The 14,528-nt window shown below is 63.5% G+C and carries 18 protein-coding genes; 9 read left to right on the top strand and 9 right to left on the bottom strand.

Annotated elements, in window-relative coordinates; all coding sequences use genetic code 11:
* Positions 1-6: 6 nt before the first annotated feature.
* The 8 genes from ACOOHP_RS13770 (at position 7) to ACOOHP_RS13805 (ending at position 6,318) form a co-directional block, all read left to right on the top strand.
* Complete coding sequence (locus tag ACOOHP_RS13770) at positions 7-1,191, top strand: hypothetical protein (protein ID WP_420467059.1); 1,185 nt, start codon at positions 7-9, stop codon at positions 1,189-1,191.
* A 292-nt stretch (positions 1,192-1,483) separates the two neighbouring features.
* Positions 1,484-1,870 (top strand): hypothetical protein, encoded by a 387-nt coding sequence (locus tag ACOOHP_RS13775; protein ID WP_420467060.1) that lies wholly within the window; start codon positions 1,484-1,486, stop codon positions 1,868-1,870.
* A gap of 640 nt (positions 1,871-2,510) precedes the next feature.
* Complete coding sequence (locus ACOOHP_RS13780; protein ID WP_420467061.1) at positions 2,511-3,116, top strand: MarR family winged helix-turn-helix transcriptional regulator; 606 nt, start codon at positions 2,511-2,513, stop codon at positions 3,114-3,116.
* A gap of 278 nt (positions 3,117-3,394) precedes the next feature.
* Positions 3,395-4,648 carry a cytochrome P450 gene (locus ACOOHP_RS13785; RefSeq protein ID WP_420467062.1) on the top strand — a complete coding sequence of 418 codons (1,254 nt, stop codon included), beginning with the start codon at positions 3,395-3,397 and terminating at the stop codon, positions 4,646-4,648.
* 171 nt (positions 4,649-4,819) lie between these two features.
* Positions 4,820-5,128, top strand: a complete 309-nt coding sequence (locus ACOOHP_RS13790) for a ferredoxin (RefSeq protein WP_420467063.1) — start codon at positions 4,820-4,822, stop codon at positions 5,126-5,128.
* A gap of 66 nt (positions 5,129-5,194) precedes the next feature.
* The gene (locus ACOOHP_RS13795) at positions 5,195-5,593 is read left to right on the top strand and encodes a nuclear transport factor 2 family protein (protein ID WP_420467064.1); all 399 of its coding nucleotides are present in this window, start codon (positions 5,195-5,197) and stop codon (positions 5,591-5,593) included.
* A 19-nt stretch (positions 5,594-5,612) separates the two neighbouring features.
* Entirely contained in the window at positions 5,613-6,011 is a 399-nt protein-coding gene (locus ACOOHP_RS13800) for a hypothetical protein (protein WP_420467065.1), read from the top strand.
* A gap of 82 nt (positions 6,012-6,093) precedes the next feature.
* The gene (locus ACOOHP_RS13805; RefSeq protein ID WP_420467066.1) at positions 6,094-6,318 is read left to right on the top strand and encodes a hypothetical protein; all 225 of its coding nucleotides are present in this window, start codon (positions 6,094-6,096) and stop codon (positions 6,316-6,318) included.
* A 130-nt stretch (positions 6,319-6,448) separates the two neighbouring features.
* Here ACOOHP_RS13805 and ACOOHP_RS13810 read toward each other — a convergent pair whose 3' ends face one another.
* The 8 genes from ACOOHP_RS13810 to ACOOHP_RS13845 form a co-directional block, all read right to left on the bottom strand.
* On the bottom strand, positions 6,449-7,348 hold the full coding sequence (locus ACOOHP_RS13810; RefSeq protein ID WP_420467067.1) for an alpha/beta fold hydrolase: 900 nt from the start codon (positions 7,346-7,348) through the stop codon (positions 6,449-6,451).
* Positions 7,349-7,529: 181 nt separating this feature from the next.
* Positions 7,530-7,841 (bottom strand): helix-turn-helix domain-containing protein, encoded by a 312-nt coding sequence (locus ACOOHP_RS13815; RefSeq protein WP_420467068.1) that lies wholly within the window; start codon positions 7,839-7,841, stop codon positions 7,530-7,532.
* Positions 7,828-8,145, bottom strand: a complete 318-nt coding sequence (locus tag ACOOHP_RS13820) for a transcriptional regulator (RefSeq protein WP_420467069.1) — start codon at positions 8,143-8,145, stop codon at positions 7,828-7,830. Before ACOOHP_RS13820 ends, ACOOHP_RS13815 begins: the two co-directional genes overlap by 14 nt.
* A 176-nt stretch (positions 8,146-8,321) precedes the next feature.
* Positions 8,322-8,633: a BrnA antitoxin family protein gene (locus tag ACOOHP_RS13825; protein WP_420467070.1), complete on the bottom strand. Its 312-nt coding sequence runs from the start codon at positions 8,631-8,633 to the stop codon at positions 8,322-8,324.
* Positions 8,557-8,916 (bottom strand): BrnT family toxin, encoded by a 360-nt coding sequence (locus tag ACOOHP_RS13830; protein ID WP_420467071.1) that lies wholly within the window; start codon positions 8,914-8,916, stop codon positions 8,557-8,559. Before ACOOHP_RS13830 ends, ACOOHP_RS13825 begins: the two co-directional genes overlap by 77 nt.
* 6 nt (positions 8,917-8,922) lie before the next feature.
* Positions 8,923-9,216: a HigA family addiction module antitoxin gene (locus ACOOHP_RS13835; protein ID WP_420467072.1), complete on the bottom strand. Its 294-nt coding sequence runs from the start codon at positions 9,214-9,216 to the stop codon at positions 8,923-8,925.
* 51 nt (positions 9,217-9,267) lie between these two features.
* A complete protein-coding gene (locus tag ACOOHP_RS13840; protein WP_420467073.1) occupies positions 9,268-10,299 on the bottom strand; it encodes a hypothetical protein in 1,032 nt (343 codons plus the stop codon).
* A gap of 550 nt (positions 10,300-10,849) precedes the next feature.
* Positions 10,850-11,173, bottom strand: coding sequence for a transposase (locus ACOOHP_RS13845; protein ID WP_420468715.1), 324 nt, complete (start codon positions 11,171-11,173; stop codon positions 10,850-10,852).
* Positions 11,174-11,470: 297 nt separating this feature from the next.
* Between ACOOHP_RS13845 and ACOOHP_RS13850 the strand changes: the two genes are divergently transcribed.
* Positions 11,471-11,755: a hypothetical protein gene (locus ACOOHP_RS13850; RefSeq protein WP_420467074.1), complete on the top strand. Its 285-nt coding sequence runs from the start codon at positions 11,471-11,473 to the stop codon at positions 11,753-11,755.
* 347 nt (positions 11,756-12,102) lie between these two features.
* Here the strand turns inward: ACOOHP_RS13850 and ACOOHP_RS13855 are convergent, their stop codons facing one another.
* A complete protein-coding gene (locus tag ACOOHP_RS13855) occupies positions 12,103-14,418 on the bottom strand; it encodes a TonB-dependent receptor (protein WP_420467075.1) in 2,316 nt (771 codons plus the stop codon).
* Positions 14,419-14,528 lie beyond the last annotated feature (110 nt).

The following is a 14,528-nucleotide window of genomic DNA, read 5'->3' on the forward strand; positions in this document are numbered from 1 at the left end:
CGAGGAATGGACAATCCCTGCCTCGTCGCCAGCCACCGTTACTTCGTGACCGCAACGCTCCAGGAGTTGCGAGTTCGACGCTTCTTCAATCACGACGGGGGATCGCCAGTGCCAAGAGACATTCCACCGGTACCAAAAGACAAACTGTGGTCGGCCGCGCCGGTAACAGGCCCCTCTGCGGGCCTTGTGCAAGCGCATTTCGTAAAAATCAGACTGGGAGAGCTTGAAAGGCGAGGTCCGGAGTACGAGAAGAAGATCATCGCTGCGCTCCAGCAGAGACTCGCCGGTCTCAACAAAAGTGGTATGAGCTGGATGGACGCCTTCAAGCTCATCAACAGCGAGATGCAAAGATGCGATCTCACCATCAATTTCAACGAGACGAAGTGGTTCTCGCAGAAGATCGATTACGAGTCCTATGCGCAGATGTACGAACTCGCAGGGAAAAAGCTACCCTCCTACGAACGCGACAAAATGGGAGCAGACCCCTATACCCTTCGCACGGTGGGGACAAACTTTGCCAAACAGCGAGCGGACACCGACGACGGCGTGACCTTCCCCAAGCATTGGAAAACTGACGGTGCCTCACCCTTGACCCGAGGACTGGCGCCCAGAGCCGGCCTGACTCCGGCCCGGGTACGCCTGCAGATGGCCGTCGACGCCACGCCGTGGACAGGCCCGATGACCAAGGCGCAGCAGGACGAAGGGAGGCGGGCACAGCATCCGGCCAGCCCCCACTTCAATCCGAAGACCAAACAGGTTTTCGCGGCGCTGAACTACGGCAAGCGACTGCATGGCTCGGCGCCGTTGTACGGCAACAGCTACTTCGTACTGGCAGATCACTTGAAGGCGAACGCGGTCTACTATCCGATGGACACGTTCACCTATTCGAGCAACGTGAGCATGGGCATCAAGCAGCAATTCCCGTACACCCACCTGGCCGCCGCCATGGCCTTTAACGACAAGATGGGCGACGACATCATCAAGGCCTGCTGGAACGGCACACGCGCGCCGAACACCCTGGGCACGGACATGCTGCTCGAAGCCCACATTCATGGCGCGGTTCCCTTCGCAGGGAACATCAAGAAGATCGTCCTGTGCGAATCCGATCAGATGAGTGCAGTCGCCTTGAACGCCAAGAAATTCGCAAGAAAATGGGGAGCCGAACTCGCTTTCAATGTGCCCTATTCGTGAGGGATGACTCGAGTCACATTGGTCTCGTTCGGCGCCCGACCCGTTTGCGCCTGCAACCAAGGGTGCTCAGCCACCGCGTCGCCCTGTGCGATTCTTCCGGACACGTGCCCGGGATTTAAGTGCGCCATTGCATTTGTTGGCGCGCGAGGGCACAGAATGTTCCAGCGCACTTGGCCGGCGGCAAAGACCCCGCCTGGAATGATGGAATGGACTCCTCCCGCTGTTTTGATCGGCATCTGAGTGCCACGCTGGATGTGTTGGTCATCAGCAGCAACCACAGGAGGGGTCCGGTATGGAATCTACGCTCATCGCCGTGGATACGGCAAAGCTGGTTTTCGAGGTGGCCGAGGCCGGTGGGACCGGTCGAGTGTCTCGCCGTCTGCGTCTGAATCGCGAGCAGTTCTCGCAGTACTTGGCGCAGCGTACGCCCGCGTCGTTCGTGCTGGAGGCCTGTGGCGGCGCACACCATTGGGCACGTCGGATGCAGGCCTGTGGCCACACCGTGCGGCTGCTGCCGGTGCCCTACGTGTGCGCCTACCGGCGTCGCAACAAGACCGACCGCGCCGACTGCCTGGCGATGCTGGAGGCGGCGAAGAACCCCGAGATTCTGCCGGTGCCGGTCAAGACTACCGAGCAGCAGGCGATCCAGGGCCTGCATCGCTGCCGCAGCGCGTGTTAGGCGACGATACCAAGCGCGACCTCAGAGGTGAGCCGTGACGCCGTACTGACGCGCGACGCGAACCGCCCTGGGGACATCCGGGGCGCCAGCCGGAACTTCACGATCCAAGGCAGTGAATAAGGAGATTGCCTTGCTTCCAACCCCCGTGATTTCCAGCATTTCGCCCCCGCCCCTCCCACCACCGTGCTCCAAATTCGAAACACCAACCTGAGGCTAGCCTCGAACGTCTTGGGGGCGCCGGCGCTACCGGAGCGGTAGGCTTCTACGAAGTCGCCCCCTATTACCTCGTCGCCTTCGTCGCTGACGCCGATGGTTTCGATGTCGCGATCAACAGGTTTTCCTTGCCGGCGTGCAGTTCTAGGTTTTTCGTGACCTTCGGGTTCGCGTGCGAGCCCAAACGGGACTGCGGGTTCCCCGCTTAGGAGATTGCAGGCAGTCGGCAGATGGGCATCGAGCAGCGTGCGATCACCTGCCGGGCTGTGGAGCGTGCACGACTCCGGAGCGTATGATTGCGGCGCTTTGTCATTTGCCGGTGTCGCGCGCTTTGTCCGGCTCTGAGCGTTTGGCAGGGGCCACTGAGCAGGCTCCGGTGCAATTGCCGATGCGCCTCTCGACGAACACGAACATCTGAGAATTCGACATGTCAGCAGCAGCCGCGAGGAAGGCCGTGGGTAGTGGGAGTGCACCAAAGGCTGCAGCGCCGCCGGCCTCGGGGTCTGCCAAGGGCGTGTCTGTCGCCGCGCAGGAATTTCTGGACCTGTTCTATCCGGTTCACTACAAGATCGGCATCGGAATCGAGGACGCGCTGCGCGGCGGTCGCCTGTCGCGTCACCAAGTTGCGATTCTGTGGCTGATCCGTAGCGAGGGACCCGGCGGACGCAGCCTGCCGCGCAAGGACATCGAACGCTCGATGACGCAGTGGTTCGAGATGGGAAGCTCGGCCATTTCCAAGACCCTGCGCGGCATGGCGCGTGAGCCGATGGGTCTGATCGAGATCCGCGAGCATGCGCTGTCCGGCCGCGAACGCGAGGTGTTTCTGACCCGCCGCGGCATCGACGAGATCGAACGCATGGTCGCCCAGGGGCAGAAGTTCATCCAGGCGATGGTCGATCTGTTGTCCGCCACCGAAGCCGCCCAGGGTGTGCACTTCCTGACTCGAGTCAGCGACATCATCAATATCGTCAAACCGCAGTGGCGCCGCGCGCGCATTGCCGGGGCGTCCAAGAAGGCCGCGGTCAGGAAGTAGCGCGGATCCGCCCCGCGCACGCGAGCGCCGGAAACGATCCACCCCGAATCCGTCTGCGCCGCGCCAACGCGATGCATCGCTGATCGTGTCACGCGGAAGCGATAACGGTCGTCGCACTGCCAGGGGCGCTACGCCGCTGGCCTGACGGCTCATCCCATCGTGAATCCGGCAATCAGACAAACGGTGCAAAGGCCCGCAAAAACAGCCTTGACCGGATTATGTCCAAAATGACACTATGTCCAAACAGTGCATATAAGTCGCCCTGCGACGGAGGAACCATGAACGACGGCACCCCCAATCCCACGCAGGTCGGCGGCGACTTCAAGGCAGCGTCACTCAACCTTCCCCATGTCATCGCCAACCCCTATCCGTACTACGCGTTGCTGCGCGACCAGCCGCCGCAGTTCGGCCTCAAGGACTGGCCGCCGGGCACCGTGCCGGGACAGGACCCGCCGCAGCCGTCCTGGGTGCTGCTGAAGTATGCCGATGTCGCCGCGGCGGCCAAGAATCATGACGCGTTCTCCTCCCGCGATCCGATGCAGGAAGAGTCCGACGCGCCGACCCTGATGCTGGTGAACGACGACCGGCCCCGCCACACAATGTTGCGCAATATCGCCAAGCAGGCGTTTACGCCCAAGCGTGTGGAGCAGGACGTGGCGCCATGGGTGGCGAGCACCGCGACCGCGATGGTGGCCGAGCTGGAAGACGGCGAAGTGGAATTCATGGATCGCTACGCCGAGGTGCTGCCGGCCAAGGTGATGACCCATCTGATCGGCACGCCGCTGGCCGACTTCGACAAGCTGCGCCGCTGGGCGAGCGCGTTCATGGTGACGTCGGACTTCACCATGGAAGAGCGCAACCAGTGCAATATCGAAATCGCGACGTACTACACCGAAGCGGTCAACGAGCGTTATCGCGATATCGAACGCGGCCTGGATGCGCCAGACGACTTGATGACGGCCTTCATCAAGGCCCAGGACGAGGGCCAGTTCCTGAGCCGCGACGAGGTGATCCGCTTCTGTCTGACGCTAGTAGTCGCGGGCGCTGAAACCACTGGTTACCTGCTGGGAAATCTGGTGTGCACGCTGGCCGAAGAGCCGGAGTTCTTCCAGCGCCTGAAGCAGGACCGCAGCCTGGTGCGGCCCTTCATCGAAGAAAGCCTGCGTCGCGACGGCCCACCGCAGCGGCTGTTCCGGGTGGCTTCCACCGATGTGGAGATCGGCGGCGCGCAGATTCGCAAGGGCGATTGGGTCGCCCTGTTCTACGCCTCCGCCAATCGCGATCCGGCGATGTTCGAAAACCCGGATCGCTTCGTGCTCGGCCGTCCCACTGCCGGACGCCATCTCACCTTCGGTCACGGCATCCACCACTGCATGGGCGCCGGCATCGCACGCCTGGAGGCCGACAAGATGATCAACGGCATTCTGGATCGCTGCTCGCGCGTGGAACTAGGCAGCGCCCCCATGAAGCGGCAGACCGGCGGCCTGCTCAATTACGGCCTCGACCAGTGCCCGGTGGTATTGGCGACCTGACCCGGTCCCGGACGTTCAAAACAGCCCGGCGCGCGCGTGACGGCCCTCTGCTCGCAGTGCGGTGCGCAGCGAACGCCGGAGCGCGTGCATGCCGATCCTGCGCGACGCCGGGCGGCGGCGGCGCAATGACAGCCCGCGAACGCAACAACAGAATCTCAGGAGTGGGCAGCAATGAAGATCAGCGTCATCGATCGCCGCGGTAACGAACACGAACTCGAACTGCTGGCGGGTGAGCCCATGGTCAATTCGCTGAGCGCGACCAGCCTGGTGGAGGCCACCTGCGGCGGTTGCTGTTCCTGCGCCACCTGCCAGATCTACGTGGACACGGACTGGCTGCAACGACTGCCCGAAGCCGGCCCGGATGAAACCGCTCTGCTGAGCGATCTGCTCAACAGCCGATCCAACAGTCGCCTGGCCTGTCAGCTCGTGGCTACAGCGGACATGGACGGCATGCGGGTGACCGTTGCACCCGAACAGTAACGCGCGACATCGCTACAACCACGCCCGGCCGAGCGCCGGGCTCACACGCGAAGGCAGGAGAACCCCATGAGCAAGAACCCGATCGAAACCACCACCGAGATCTTCACCCGCTTCGGCGCCAAGGACGTGCCCGGCATCGTGGAACTGCTGGCGGACGATATCCGCATCGACTTCTACGGCCCCTCGGTGATTCCCTACGCCGGCAGTTACCAGGGCAAGGATGAGGCGCGGCGCTTCTTCGAGACCGTGTTGTCGTCGGTCGACATCCACCAGTTCGACGCCGAACAGATCTTCAGTTCCGGCGAGATGGTGACCGTCACCGGCGAGCTGCACCTGACCGCGCGCTCCACCGGGCGTCCAATCAAATCCTCCTTTGCTCACGTCATCACCGTGCGCGACGGCAAGTGGGTGCGCTTTCGCGACTTCATGAACACCGCGGTGGCAGTCGCTGCGTTCCAGCAATAACACTGCCGGCACGAAACCGATGAACCCCGACCGGCAAATCGCAATCGGCGACCTGGTCTTGTTCACGCCGCTGGCGCTTCCAGGGGTCGGCCTCTGGATCGTCACCCTGCTGTTGCAGTTCAACGCGGCACTCGACTGGCCCGGCGTCGGAAGCTCCGATGCACTGGCCGGCCTGCTGGTTAACCTGCTGGGTCTGTTCGGCGTGTGCTTCGCACTGATCCGCCTGCACCTCGGCGCCGCCCAGATGCGCCGTTTCGCCATCGGCGTCAAAGCCGGCGCCGTCGTGCTGATCACAACCGCGGTGATCTCCGGCGCGCCCGCCATCCTCATGCTGATCGCAGCAGCCGACCTGCTGGCGGTGAGCGTACTGACAGGGTGTGCGTGGCGTGAACGGCGCCGGGCCCGGCTTGAGCGTTGACTGGACCGCGCAACAAGTAGCACAGGCGTTGGCGCGGCAGGCGCACCTGCATGTCTGTGGGCCATTTGGAGGGGTCCTTCCCATGCGTAATTCATCGATCACCGCAAGCACACGCCACCACAGTGTGCGCTCCGACATGGACCTGATTGCCTCGCTATGGCAGTCGGCACTTGAATCGCCGGAAGACGAACACCCGACTTTCCTGGCGTCCTTGAGTGTCGCGCAGCACCCGCAGCACGAGCGGCCAGATGCGCCCGTGCGTGTGGCGACTGCCAGCATGACCGTTGGGAGAAAGCGGTTTCGTTGAGGTCGCCCCGCTTTCGGCGGCCCGCAGCTTCATCCCCCAACCGGAATCGGGTCACGCGGCCCGCGGCTTCCGGATTCAACCGCGCGGTCAGGGCACCGAATGACGCCCCAGGTTCGCGAATCCCGCTCGATCAACCGCGCTGCACGAACGCCTGAATCAGCGCCACCAGCGTCTCCGGCGCATCCTCCTGGCAGAAATGCCCGGCGTTTGGCAGCTCCACCACCGGCTGGTCCCCGAACGCCTGCCGGAACATCGCGATGGAAATGTCCGGCGGCACCGCGCGGTCTTTCATGCCGTTGGCGAGCATGGCCGGCTTGGCGCGGACCTTCTTCACCACCTCATCACTCGGCGGATCCAGATACGGAAACCGCCCGGTGGCGATGTCCAGCGGAAACTCGACGGCGCCGATGCATTCCTCCGGCGTCTGGAACGGCGCCGAGTACGCCCGCACGAAATCATCGGTGACGTTGGCGCCGTCCTGGAAGCCCATCAACTTGAGCACACTCAGCGCCGTATGACCGAGGTTCCGCAACACCGGCTCGCGCGCCTCGCTGTTGATGAAGCGGAACCAGTCCGACTGCATGAACGCCTCGAAATGCGGCGTGATGTCGCAGAACGGATAGACCACCGTGTTCATCACGAACACCCGCTTGATGCGGTCCGGCATCGTCGCCAGCAGTGCCCCGCCCATCGGCCCGCCCCAGTCCTGGATCACCAGGGTGATGTCCTGGAGCTTCAGTTCATCGATGAGCGCGGTCAGGTTCTCGACATGCGTCTTCAGCGTGTACGTGCGGTCCTGCGGCGTCTGGCTCTTGCCGAAACCCATGTGGTCCGGCACCACCACGCGGTTGGTGCGCGACAAGGGCCCGATGAACTTGCGATACAGATACCCCCACATCGGTTCGCCGTGAATGCACAGGATGGGCTCGCCCTGGCCCTCGTCGACGTAATGCATCCGGAAGCCGGGCGCGTCGGTGAAGTGGGGCTTGAACGGCCAGGTGCCGTTGAAGGTTTCGTTGGCGTCGATCACGCGGTTCTCCTCCGGTTTGTGATGGGACGGTGCCCGAGAGTAGCCCACAAGCGCGACGCTACGCCGAGCGCGGGGGTTAGTGACGCGCCAGGCTTCGGCGTCGTCGTTGCAGTCCCGTGCATCGATGATCGACGGATCGTTCTACTGATCGATCATCCGGCCGGTTCAAAGCGCGCGGGTGCTATGACAGGAAGATCTCGCGAATCACTTCCGGACGCCTGGCTGCAATCGCCAGCAGCGACTGAGCGGCGCCCGACGGCTTGCGGCGACCTTGCTCCCACTCCTGAAGCGTACGTGCCGAGACGCCAAGAACCTGCGCGAACTGGGTTTGCGACAAGCCGGACCTTGCCCGAACCTGTGAGACGTCGGAAAGGGCAATCTTGTGCGTGTGCCCCTTCTTGCCGGCCTTCATCTCAAGCACTGACGCCAACAGCTCGACACCGAGATCCCGCTTGGCGTCCCGATCCTTCAATTCCTTTTCAGTCATGGGCATCGAGAGCCTCCTTGATCTTGAGCAATACTTGCGGTGCGATGTTGTCCCGCACCCCCTTGGCATAAATGAGCAGCAGATAGATCCGACCATCTGCCAGTTGGTTGTAGTGGATGACCCGGACGCCGCCACGCTTGCCCTTACCCGCCCTCGACCAACGCACCTTCCTGCAGCCCCCTGCACCGGGGATAACCTCGCCCGCCTCGGGGTGGGCAGCGATCCAGGCAGCGAAGGCACCACGCTCATCCTCTGTCCAGTAGTCGACGCAGAGTCGAGAGAACGTGGGCGTCTCGATGACGGTGAACATGCCTTACTATACGGCGCTGACGTATCATCTGCAAACGGACACAGTCCCGCGCATTCGTCCTTCGTTTGGAGAGAAACAGCGCGTCACCTACAGGCTCAGGGTTTTTCCTACAATCTCAATGTCTGATCCAAGCCACTCCTCGAAACGAGTTCGGGTTGTCCGGATTGAATGATCTGTCAGACCGATGCATCGCGGAACGCACGCAACACCGCGTTGATGCGCGTCTGATAGCCAGGACCCTGCGCCTTGAACCACTCCAGCACGTCTCGCTCCACGCGTAGAGAGATGGCCGCTTTGGGCGGTTGCGGCTTGAGGCCACGGCGGACGACACCGCGCATGACATGGCGCAGATCAGCCTCCGGATGCTCGGGAGCAACCCGCGCATCCGCCTTGGACCTGAGCCGTGCCCAGTCAGTCTTTGACTGCGTCGTGGAAGATTTTCGCTTCGCGGCGGGTCGCTTGGCGGAAGGAGATGATGCGGATTTCATGAGCGGTCTCGGTGTGAACGTTTGAGACGGGAACACCGGCAAGCCACCCAAGGGTGACAAATCGCTGTTCGTTGTAGGAGAACCGGTCATCTTCGAAGGTGAACGTCAGGCCACCGAAGACAGCAGGTGCATCGACGAAATCGAGTCCGTGCTGCTTGAGGTTGAGCGAGCGCTTGCGTTCCGACCAAGTGAACTCCATGACCAGAGTGTATATACAGATCGTATGGCTCTCAGCAATGCCATGGTCGCGGCCGAACGCCGCGACGCCCAGGTCCGCTGGCATGAAAAGCTAGAAGGCGCTGAGCCGAACCTTGCCCACATTCGCCAGATTCACGCGTTGCCGCGCGTGCCAGAGATCGTAGTTGTACTGCATCGCCAACCAGCTCTCAGGTGAGCGTCCAAGCGCCTTGGAGAGACGCAACGCCATTTCCGGCGTGATTCCACTCGAGCCCTTCAAGACTCGACTGAGCGTCGACGCGGCGACGCCAAGCTTGAGCGCCAGCTCCCGTCCGCTGAGCCCATTGGGAGCAAGGTAGACCTGCGTAATGAACTCGCCAGGATGAGGAGGATTGTGCATTGCCATCAGTGATAGTCCCCGTAGTCCAGCACATGGGCGCCGGCGCCGTGAATCGCCTCAGCCACGGGGATCCGTGTCGCGCGTGAACACCGGCACATCGAAGGTGGCCGAGTAGTCGATCCCGCTCAGGCTGGCGCGAACGCCGAGCTGCCAGAGAATGCAGCCACCGAACTTCACCAGGGTCGTCGGCAGCAGATCGGCGTCGAGATCGAATGCGACCGGCACCGTCAGCTTCATCACCGCCTTTGCATCGCGCTGCCCATGCACCCGGGTGCTGCGCCGCCACAGCACGTCGTGGCGAGAGCGGGTGCGGGTGTCGCCCGCCCCCATCGGCGTCTTGTGCTCGAAGCGGTGTACGCAGCACAGCTCGACGTCGAAACCCTCTTCGGGCGGCGTGGCGGCATCCACGCCGGTGCGGACCCGGCCGCGCAGCGACTCGCCGACGAAAGCCGGGCAGGTCTGCAGCTCCAGCAGGCTGGCACCGAAACGACGCAACACCAGCCGCTGGCGCAGCCACACCGCGCCGTACCAGCCGGCATGGGCGAGGCCGACGGCGGTCACCAGCCACAGCATCGGATCCCAGACGAATTGCAGCACCGCCCCGACTGCGGCAAATGACAGGCCTGCCGCCGCCGCCCAGACAGGGTAATGCGCCTTGCTGCTCTGCTCGTCGACGATCTTTCCCGCGTTCCAGTCCGGGTGCTCCTGCCAGCGTGCCCGGCGCCACTGGTGGCGCAGGGCTTGGACCTCCTCCTCGCTCGCGGACTCGCGGATGTACTCGATGGTCGCTCCGTCACGCGTGCCGGATACGCCGGTATCGGTCACCATCGGCACGCTGAAGCACTCCATCACCACCGCCTTCATCCCGGCCGGCGCCGAGAACAGGTGCGGGGCCACATGCCCGACGCCGTAGAACACCGCGCCGAACAGGCACAGGAACAGGGCGCCAGGTTCGGAAAACGCCATCAGCACGCCGCCGACGATGGCCAACACGCCGACCGACTTGAAGACCATGCCCGCCAGTTTGGCCGGGTCACTGGCCCAGCGCCTCAAGCCGAAGGGCGCGCCGGGTGGAGCCTTGCGGGTCATGCCTGTCACCTCCATGCGTGCGGCGGCCGCGGCCGGCACAGGGATTCGAGCGCGGCCCCGATCATGATGGCCCCACGGGAAAAACTGAAGCCGGACCATGCGGACCGACCGTCGCCGACGGGTTCAGCGCTCCGGTTCGGATGCCTCGTCGACGGTGGTCGCGCAAACGTCGAGTCGTTGACGGCAATGTCGGGTCCGCAACGGCGGCCTGACGACATCACGCATCCGGCGCGATCAAACACGACCGGATTCCGACGCTGAAGTCTTCTCGTCCGCTCGAAACGATGCTCGGAATGCTCGGGAATGTGTCTCGCAGCGGGGCCTGATGTAGGCGGTGGCCAAGAACGCCTCGATGACCCTGCCGGATACCCAGAGAACAATAAGCGACTCGAGTGTTGGCAACGACAGCCTAAACCGTCTCGTGGTCGAGGGCGTAATCACCCTCGCAGAAGCGGAAGAAACAGGGCTCGCGGTTATGGCCGCGCTGCACGATGTGCAGGGGAACGCTTTCCAGATGAACGCGGGAGCGGCGAGGCATGCGTGGACGGCATCACAGGAAATTCGAGCCTGTCCCCTTTAGTTCCTTCCAGACTGCTTTATCTCCAGGTCCTTGAACTCGATAAAAAGCGGTACACGGTAAGCTGTCACCGTAACTCTGCACGCTTGACGATTTGTAGCGGCTGTCCCACAGCGTGCCGGTGCGCTTGTAAGTCCGGTTGATGTACTGCACGTAGCGACGACCCAGCGACATCAGCAGCGTGGGAATCGCCGCCGCCTTGCGCGGTGTCAGCAGCAGATGAACGTTGTTGGTCATCAGCACGTAGGCGTGCAGCGCACAGCCGGTTTCCCGTAGTGCCTTCTCCAGCCAGTACAGGTAGCTGGCGTAATCGTCCTCGCAGAAGAAGCAGGGCTAGCGGTTGTGACCGCGCCGCACGATGTGCAGGGGAACGCCATCCAGATCAAGGCGGGTGCGGCGGGGCATAAGGAGACGATATCACGGGAAATTCGAGCCTGGCCCCTTTAGCTTTCGGGGCTGAACCGTATACGCTGAGCCTTGCCTTCCACTTTCTTCTTCGTCATCTCTCTCACCTCGGATTGCGATATTGAATCGCTTATCCGGGTGTCCGAGAAACAGGGGCAGAATCAAACCCACTGACAAGGACCCTACGCAATGAAAGTCATGCTTTCCTTCCTGCTGTTGACGCCGCTGTCGATCACGGCCCATGCGGCAGACCTCTCAAACAAGACCCTTTCGGGCACATGGAAATTCACGCACATGATTCTGGATGGGGAGCGGACCGTGCCCGTCAACAGGGACATGAAGTTTCTTCCCTCGGGGGAGATCACCAATTACGACCGCGAGGGCGAGGAAGATGCGGTCGTCGCTGAGAGCTATTCATGCCACCTAGACAGTATGACTTCCGCCTGCGCCGGAGGCGCTGACCTCCGCGGTTAAAGGGGCCCGGCTCGAATATTTCGCAGTTGGCCCGCGCCGATTTTTCGCGAAATTCCGTCGCGTTGCTCCGCCAGACGACCCAGCCACGAATGTGGCAGTCGATGTCGAGTACGTCAATCTTGCTCGTGTCCGCGCGCAGCTAAGTCGCCGACACGCATGCTCCGGCGCTCCATCGTCCGCGAGTTACATGCGGCAGCGCTTTCTTTGCGCCGATCAAGATCATTGTTGAACCTCCGAAGGCCTTCTTCATCCGCCCCCTCGGCGGTCGGGGCTCCTTTGGGGCCTCGATTTCCCGATGGCGGGAGAAGTGATGCACTGGGAATCAGGGCCCCGCTCGCTACCCACCATCAAAACACCAGACTCACCCCCGCCTCGAACGTCGTCGGTGCCCCGGCACCCACAAACCGCCGGGCTTCCTCGAACTCATCACCCAGCACCTCGTCGCCTTCGCCGTAGACGCCGAAGGTCTCGAAGTCGCGGTCCAGCAGGTTCTCGACGCCGGCGTGGAGTTCCAGGTTCTTCGTGACCTTCCAGTCGGCATGGGCGCCGAGCACGACGAAGCCGGGGATTTTTTCGGGATCGACGTTGGCTTCGTCGCCGCGGTAGCGGCTGTGGCCGCGGCCGACGGCTTCGAGGTCGAAGTGCCAGCGGTTGTCGTGCCAGTCCAGCGCCAGGCGACCCTGCTGGCGCGGGATCAGCGGGATGGCGTCGCCCTTTTCGACCTGGCGGGTGAAGTCTGCGGGTTGGTCTTCGTCCAGCGGATCGCGCACGGGGTGATTGGGCGAGTTGACCAGGAAGTCTTCGCTGAACTCGGCGACCAGCGCGGTGTAAGCAGCCTCGACGTGCCAGCCGTGGCCCAGGTCCACATCCACCAGCAGTTCCACGCCCTCGCGCAGGGTTTCGCCGACGTTGTCGAAGTAGCCGGTATTGGTGAGGTTGCCGTCGGTGATGAACAGGATGTCGTCGCGACTGACGGCGTGGAACAGCGCCACCGAACCCGACCAGCGTTGACTGCGATGACGCAGGCCGAGCTCGGCGGTGCGCGTGACCACTTCGTCCAGCGGCGGATCGTCGACGAAGCCGTTGGGCAAGCGGCAGGGGTCTTCGGGGTTGGCGCAGGTGAGTTCCACCGGCGTCGGCGCGCGAGTGGACTGCGACCACGAGCCGAATGCGGTCCACTGCGGGGTCAGCGCGTAGCTGGCGCCGACCATGGGATTGAAGCGGCTGAAGTCGTGCTGGCCGGAAAGATCGCCATCGGGGATCTGATCGCGCAGTTCGATCTCGGTGCGGTTCCAGCGGCCGGCGGCAGTCAGTTCCAGTTGCTCGCTGACCCTCCAGGTGTCCATCAGATACACACCGACGCTGTCGTTGCTGGCGTCCACGTCCACCACCGCTTCGCCGACGAATATGCCGCTGCCGACGGTGCCGCGCACGTCGGTCAGGCGCGCCAGCTCGGTACCGGAGTCGAACTCGATGTCGCCGAAGTCGGCGCTGGCGCCGGTCACCACGCGGTGGTTGCCGAGCGGCTTTTCGAACTGCAGGGCCAGGCCGTATGCGGTCTGGTCGGTGCGGCTGCGGTTCTGCGTGGCGGAAGTGTTGTCGTCGCTGGCCAGGACCGGTTCGCCGTTCAGGTCTTCCACCACTTCTTCTTCGTCGCTCTCCTCTTCGCAGAGGAAGGGATTGCCGGCGCCGTCGACGTTGGCGGGCCTTTCGCAGGCCTCGAATTCGGTGCCGTCGCCGTTGAAGGTGTCGATGCGGTTGCTCCGCACATAGCCGGTAGCGGACAAACGCGCATTGCCGTCGAGCTGGCGATTGGCCGCCAGCGTCAGGAACATCAGCTCGGGACGGGTCTGGTCGGGATGGGTGAACACCGCCTCGCGGCCCTCGGCCTCCAGCAGGGCCAGCGGGGTTGCGCCGTTGCCGCGCACGCGATTGTCGGCAGCCTGCAGGCTGGCATCAAGCTGGGTGTGATCGTCCGCCAGCCAGGTGCCGCGCATGAACAGGCGCGAGGCACGGCTGTCGGAAAAGTCGCGCCAGCCGTCCTCCTCGAAATGCTCGGCGGCGAGGTACAGCGCAGCGGATTCCGCGGCCACGCCGTACTCGGCACTGGCGCCGCGGCGGCCGAATTCACCGGCGCTCAGGTGCAGGCCCACGCCCGGCGCGTCGAAACCGGTCTTGGTGCTCAGCGCCAGCGCGCCGGCCAGGGTGTTGCGGCCGAACACCGGGTTGGAACCGGGAATCAGGTCCGCGCGTTGCAGCGCAATCAGCGGAATCAAATCAAAGTTAACCGTGTCGCCAAACGGCTCATTGACGCGCACGCCGTCCAGGTACACCGCCAGGCCCTGCGGCAGGCCCAGCAACGGCGAGATCGAATAGCCGCGGTAGAACAGGTCGGGCTGGAACGGACTGCCGGTGGCATCGGTGCGGAACACGCTGCCCAGGTCCTGCAGCGCATCGCCGACCGCACGCTGGCCGGGCGCTGCCAGTGCGTCGCCATCCAGCGATTGGGTGTTGGCGATGGCGCGTTGCGCGTCGCCCCCCGGCGGGCCCAGCGGCGAGCTGGCGTACACCTCGATGGTGGGCACCGTCGGTACTTCTTCCGCTGCCATGGCGACGCCCGCGCATAGCAGCAGGGCCATGCCCTTTACCCAGGTCTTGTTCATACGTCCTCCCAGTACGGCCAGTCCGGAAGTTTTCCGGCTTGCACCTGTGAATTTGGAATGCAGCGGTGCGACGCAGGAGGCCCCTCCCTGACTTGGCCTGCAGAGCCGCA

The sequence above is a fragment of the Panacagrimonas sp. genome (genome assembly GCF_965216805.1).
Taxonomy (GTDB): Bacteria; Pseudomonadota; Gammaproteobacteria; order Nevskiales; family Nevskiaceae; genus Panacagrimonas.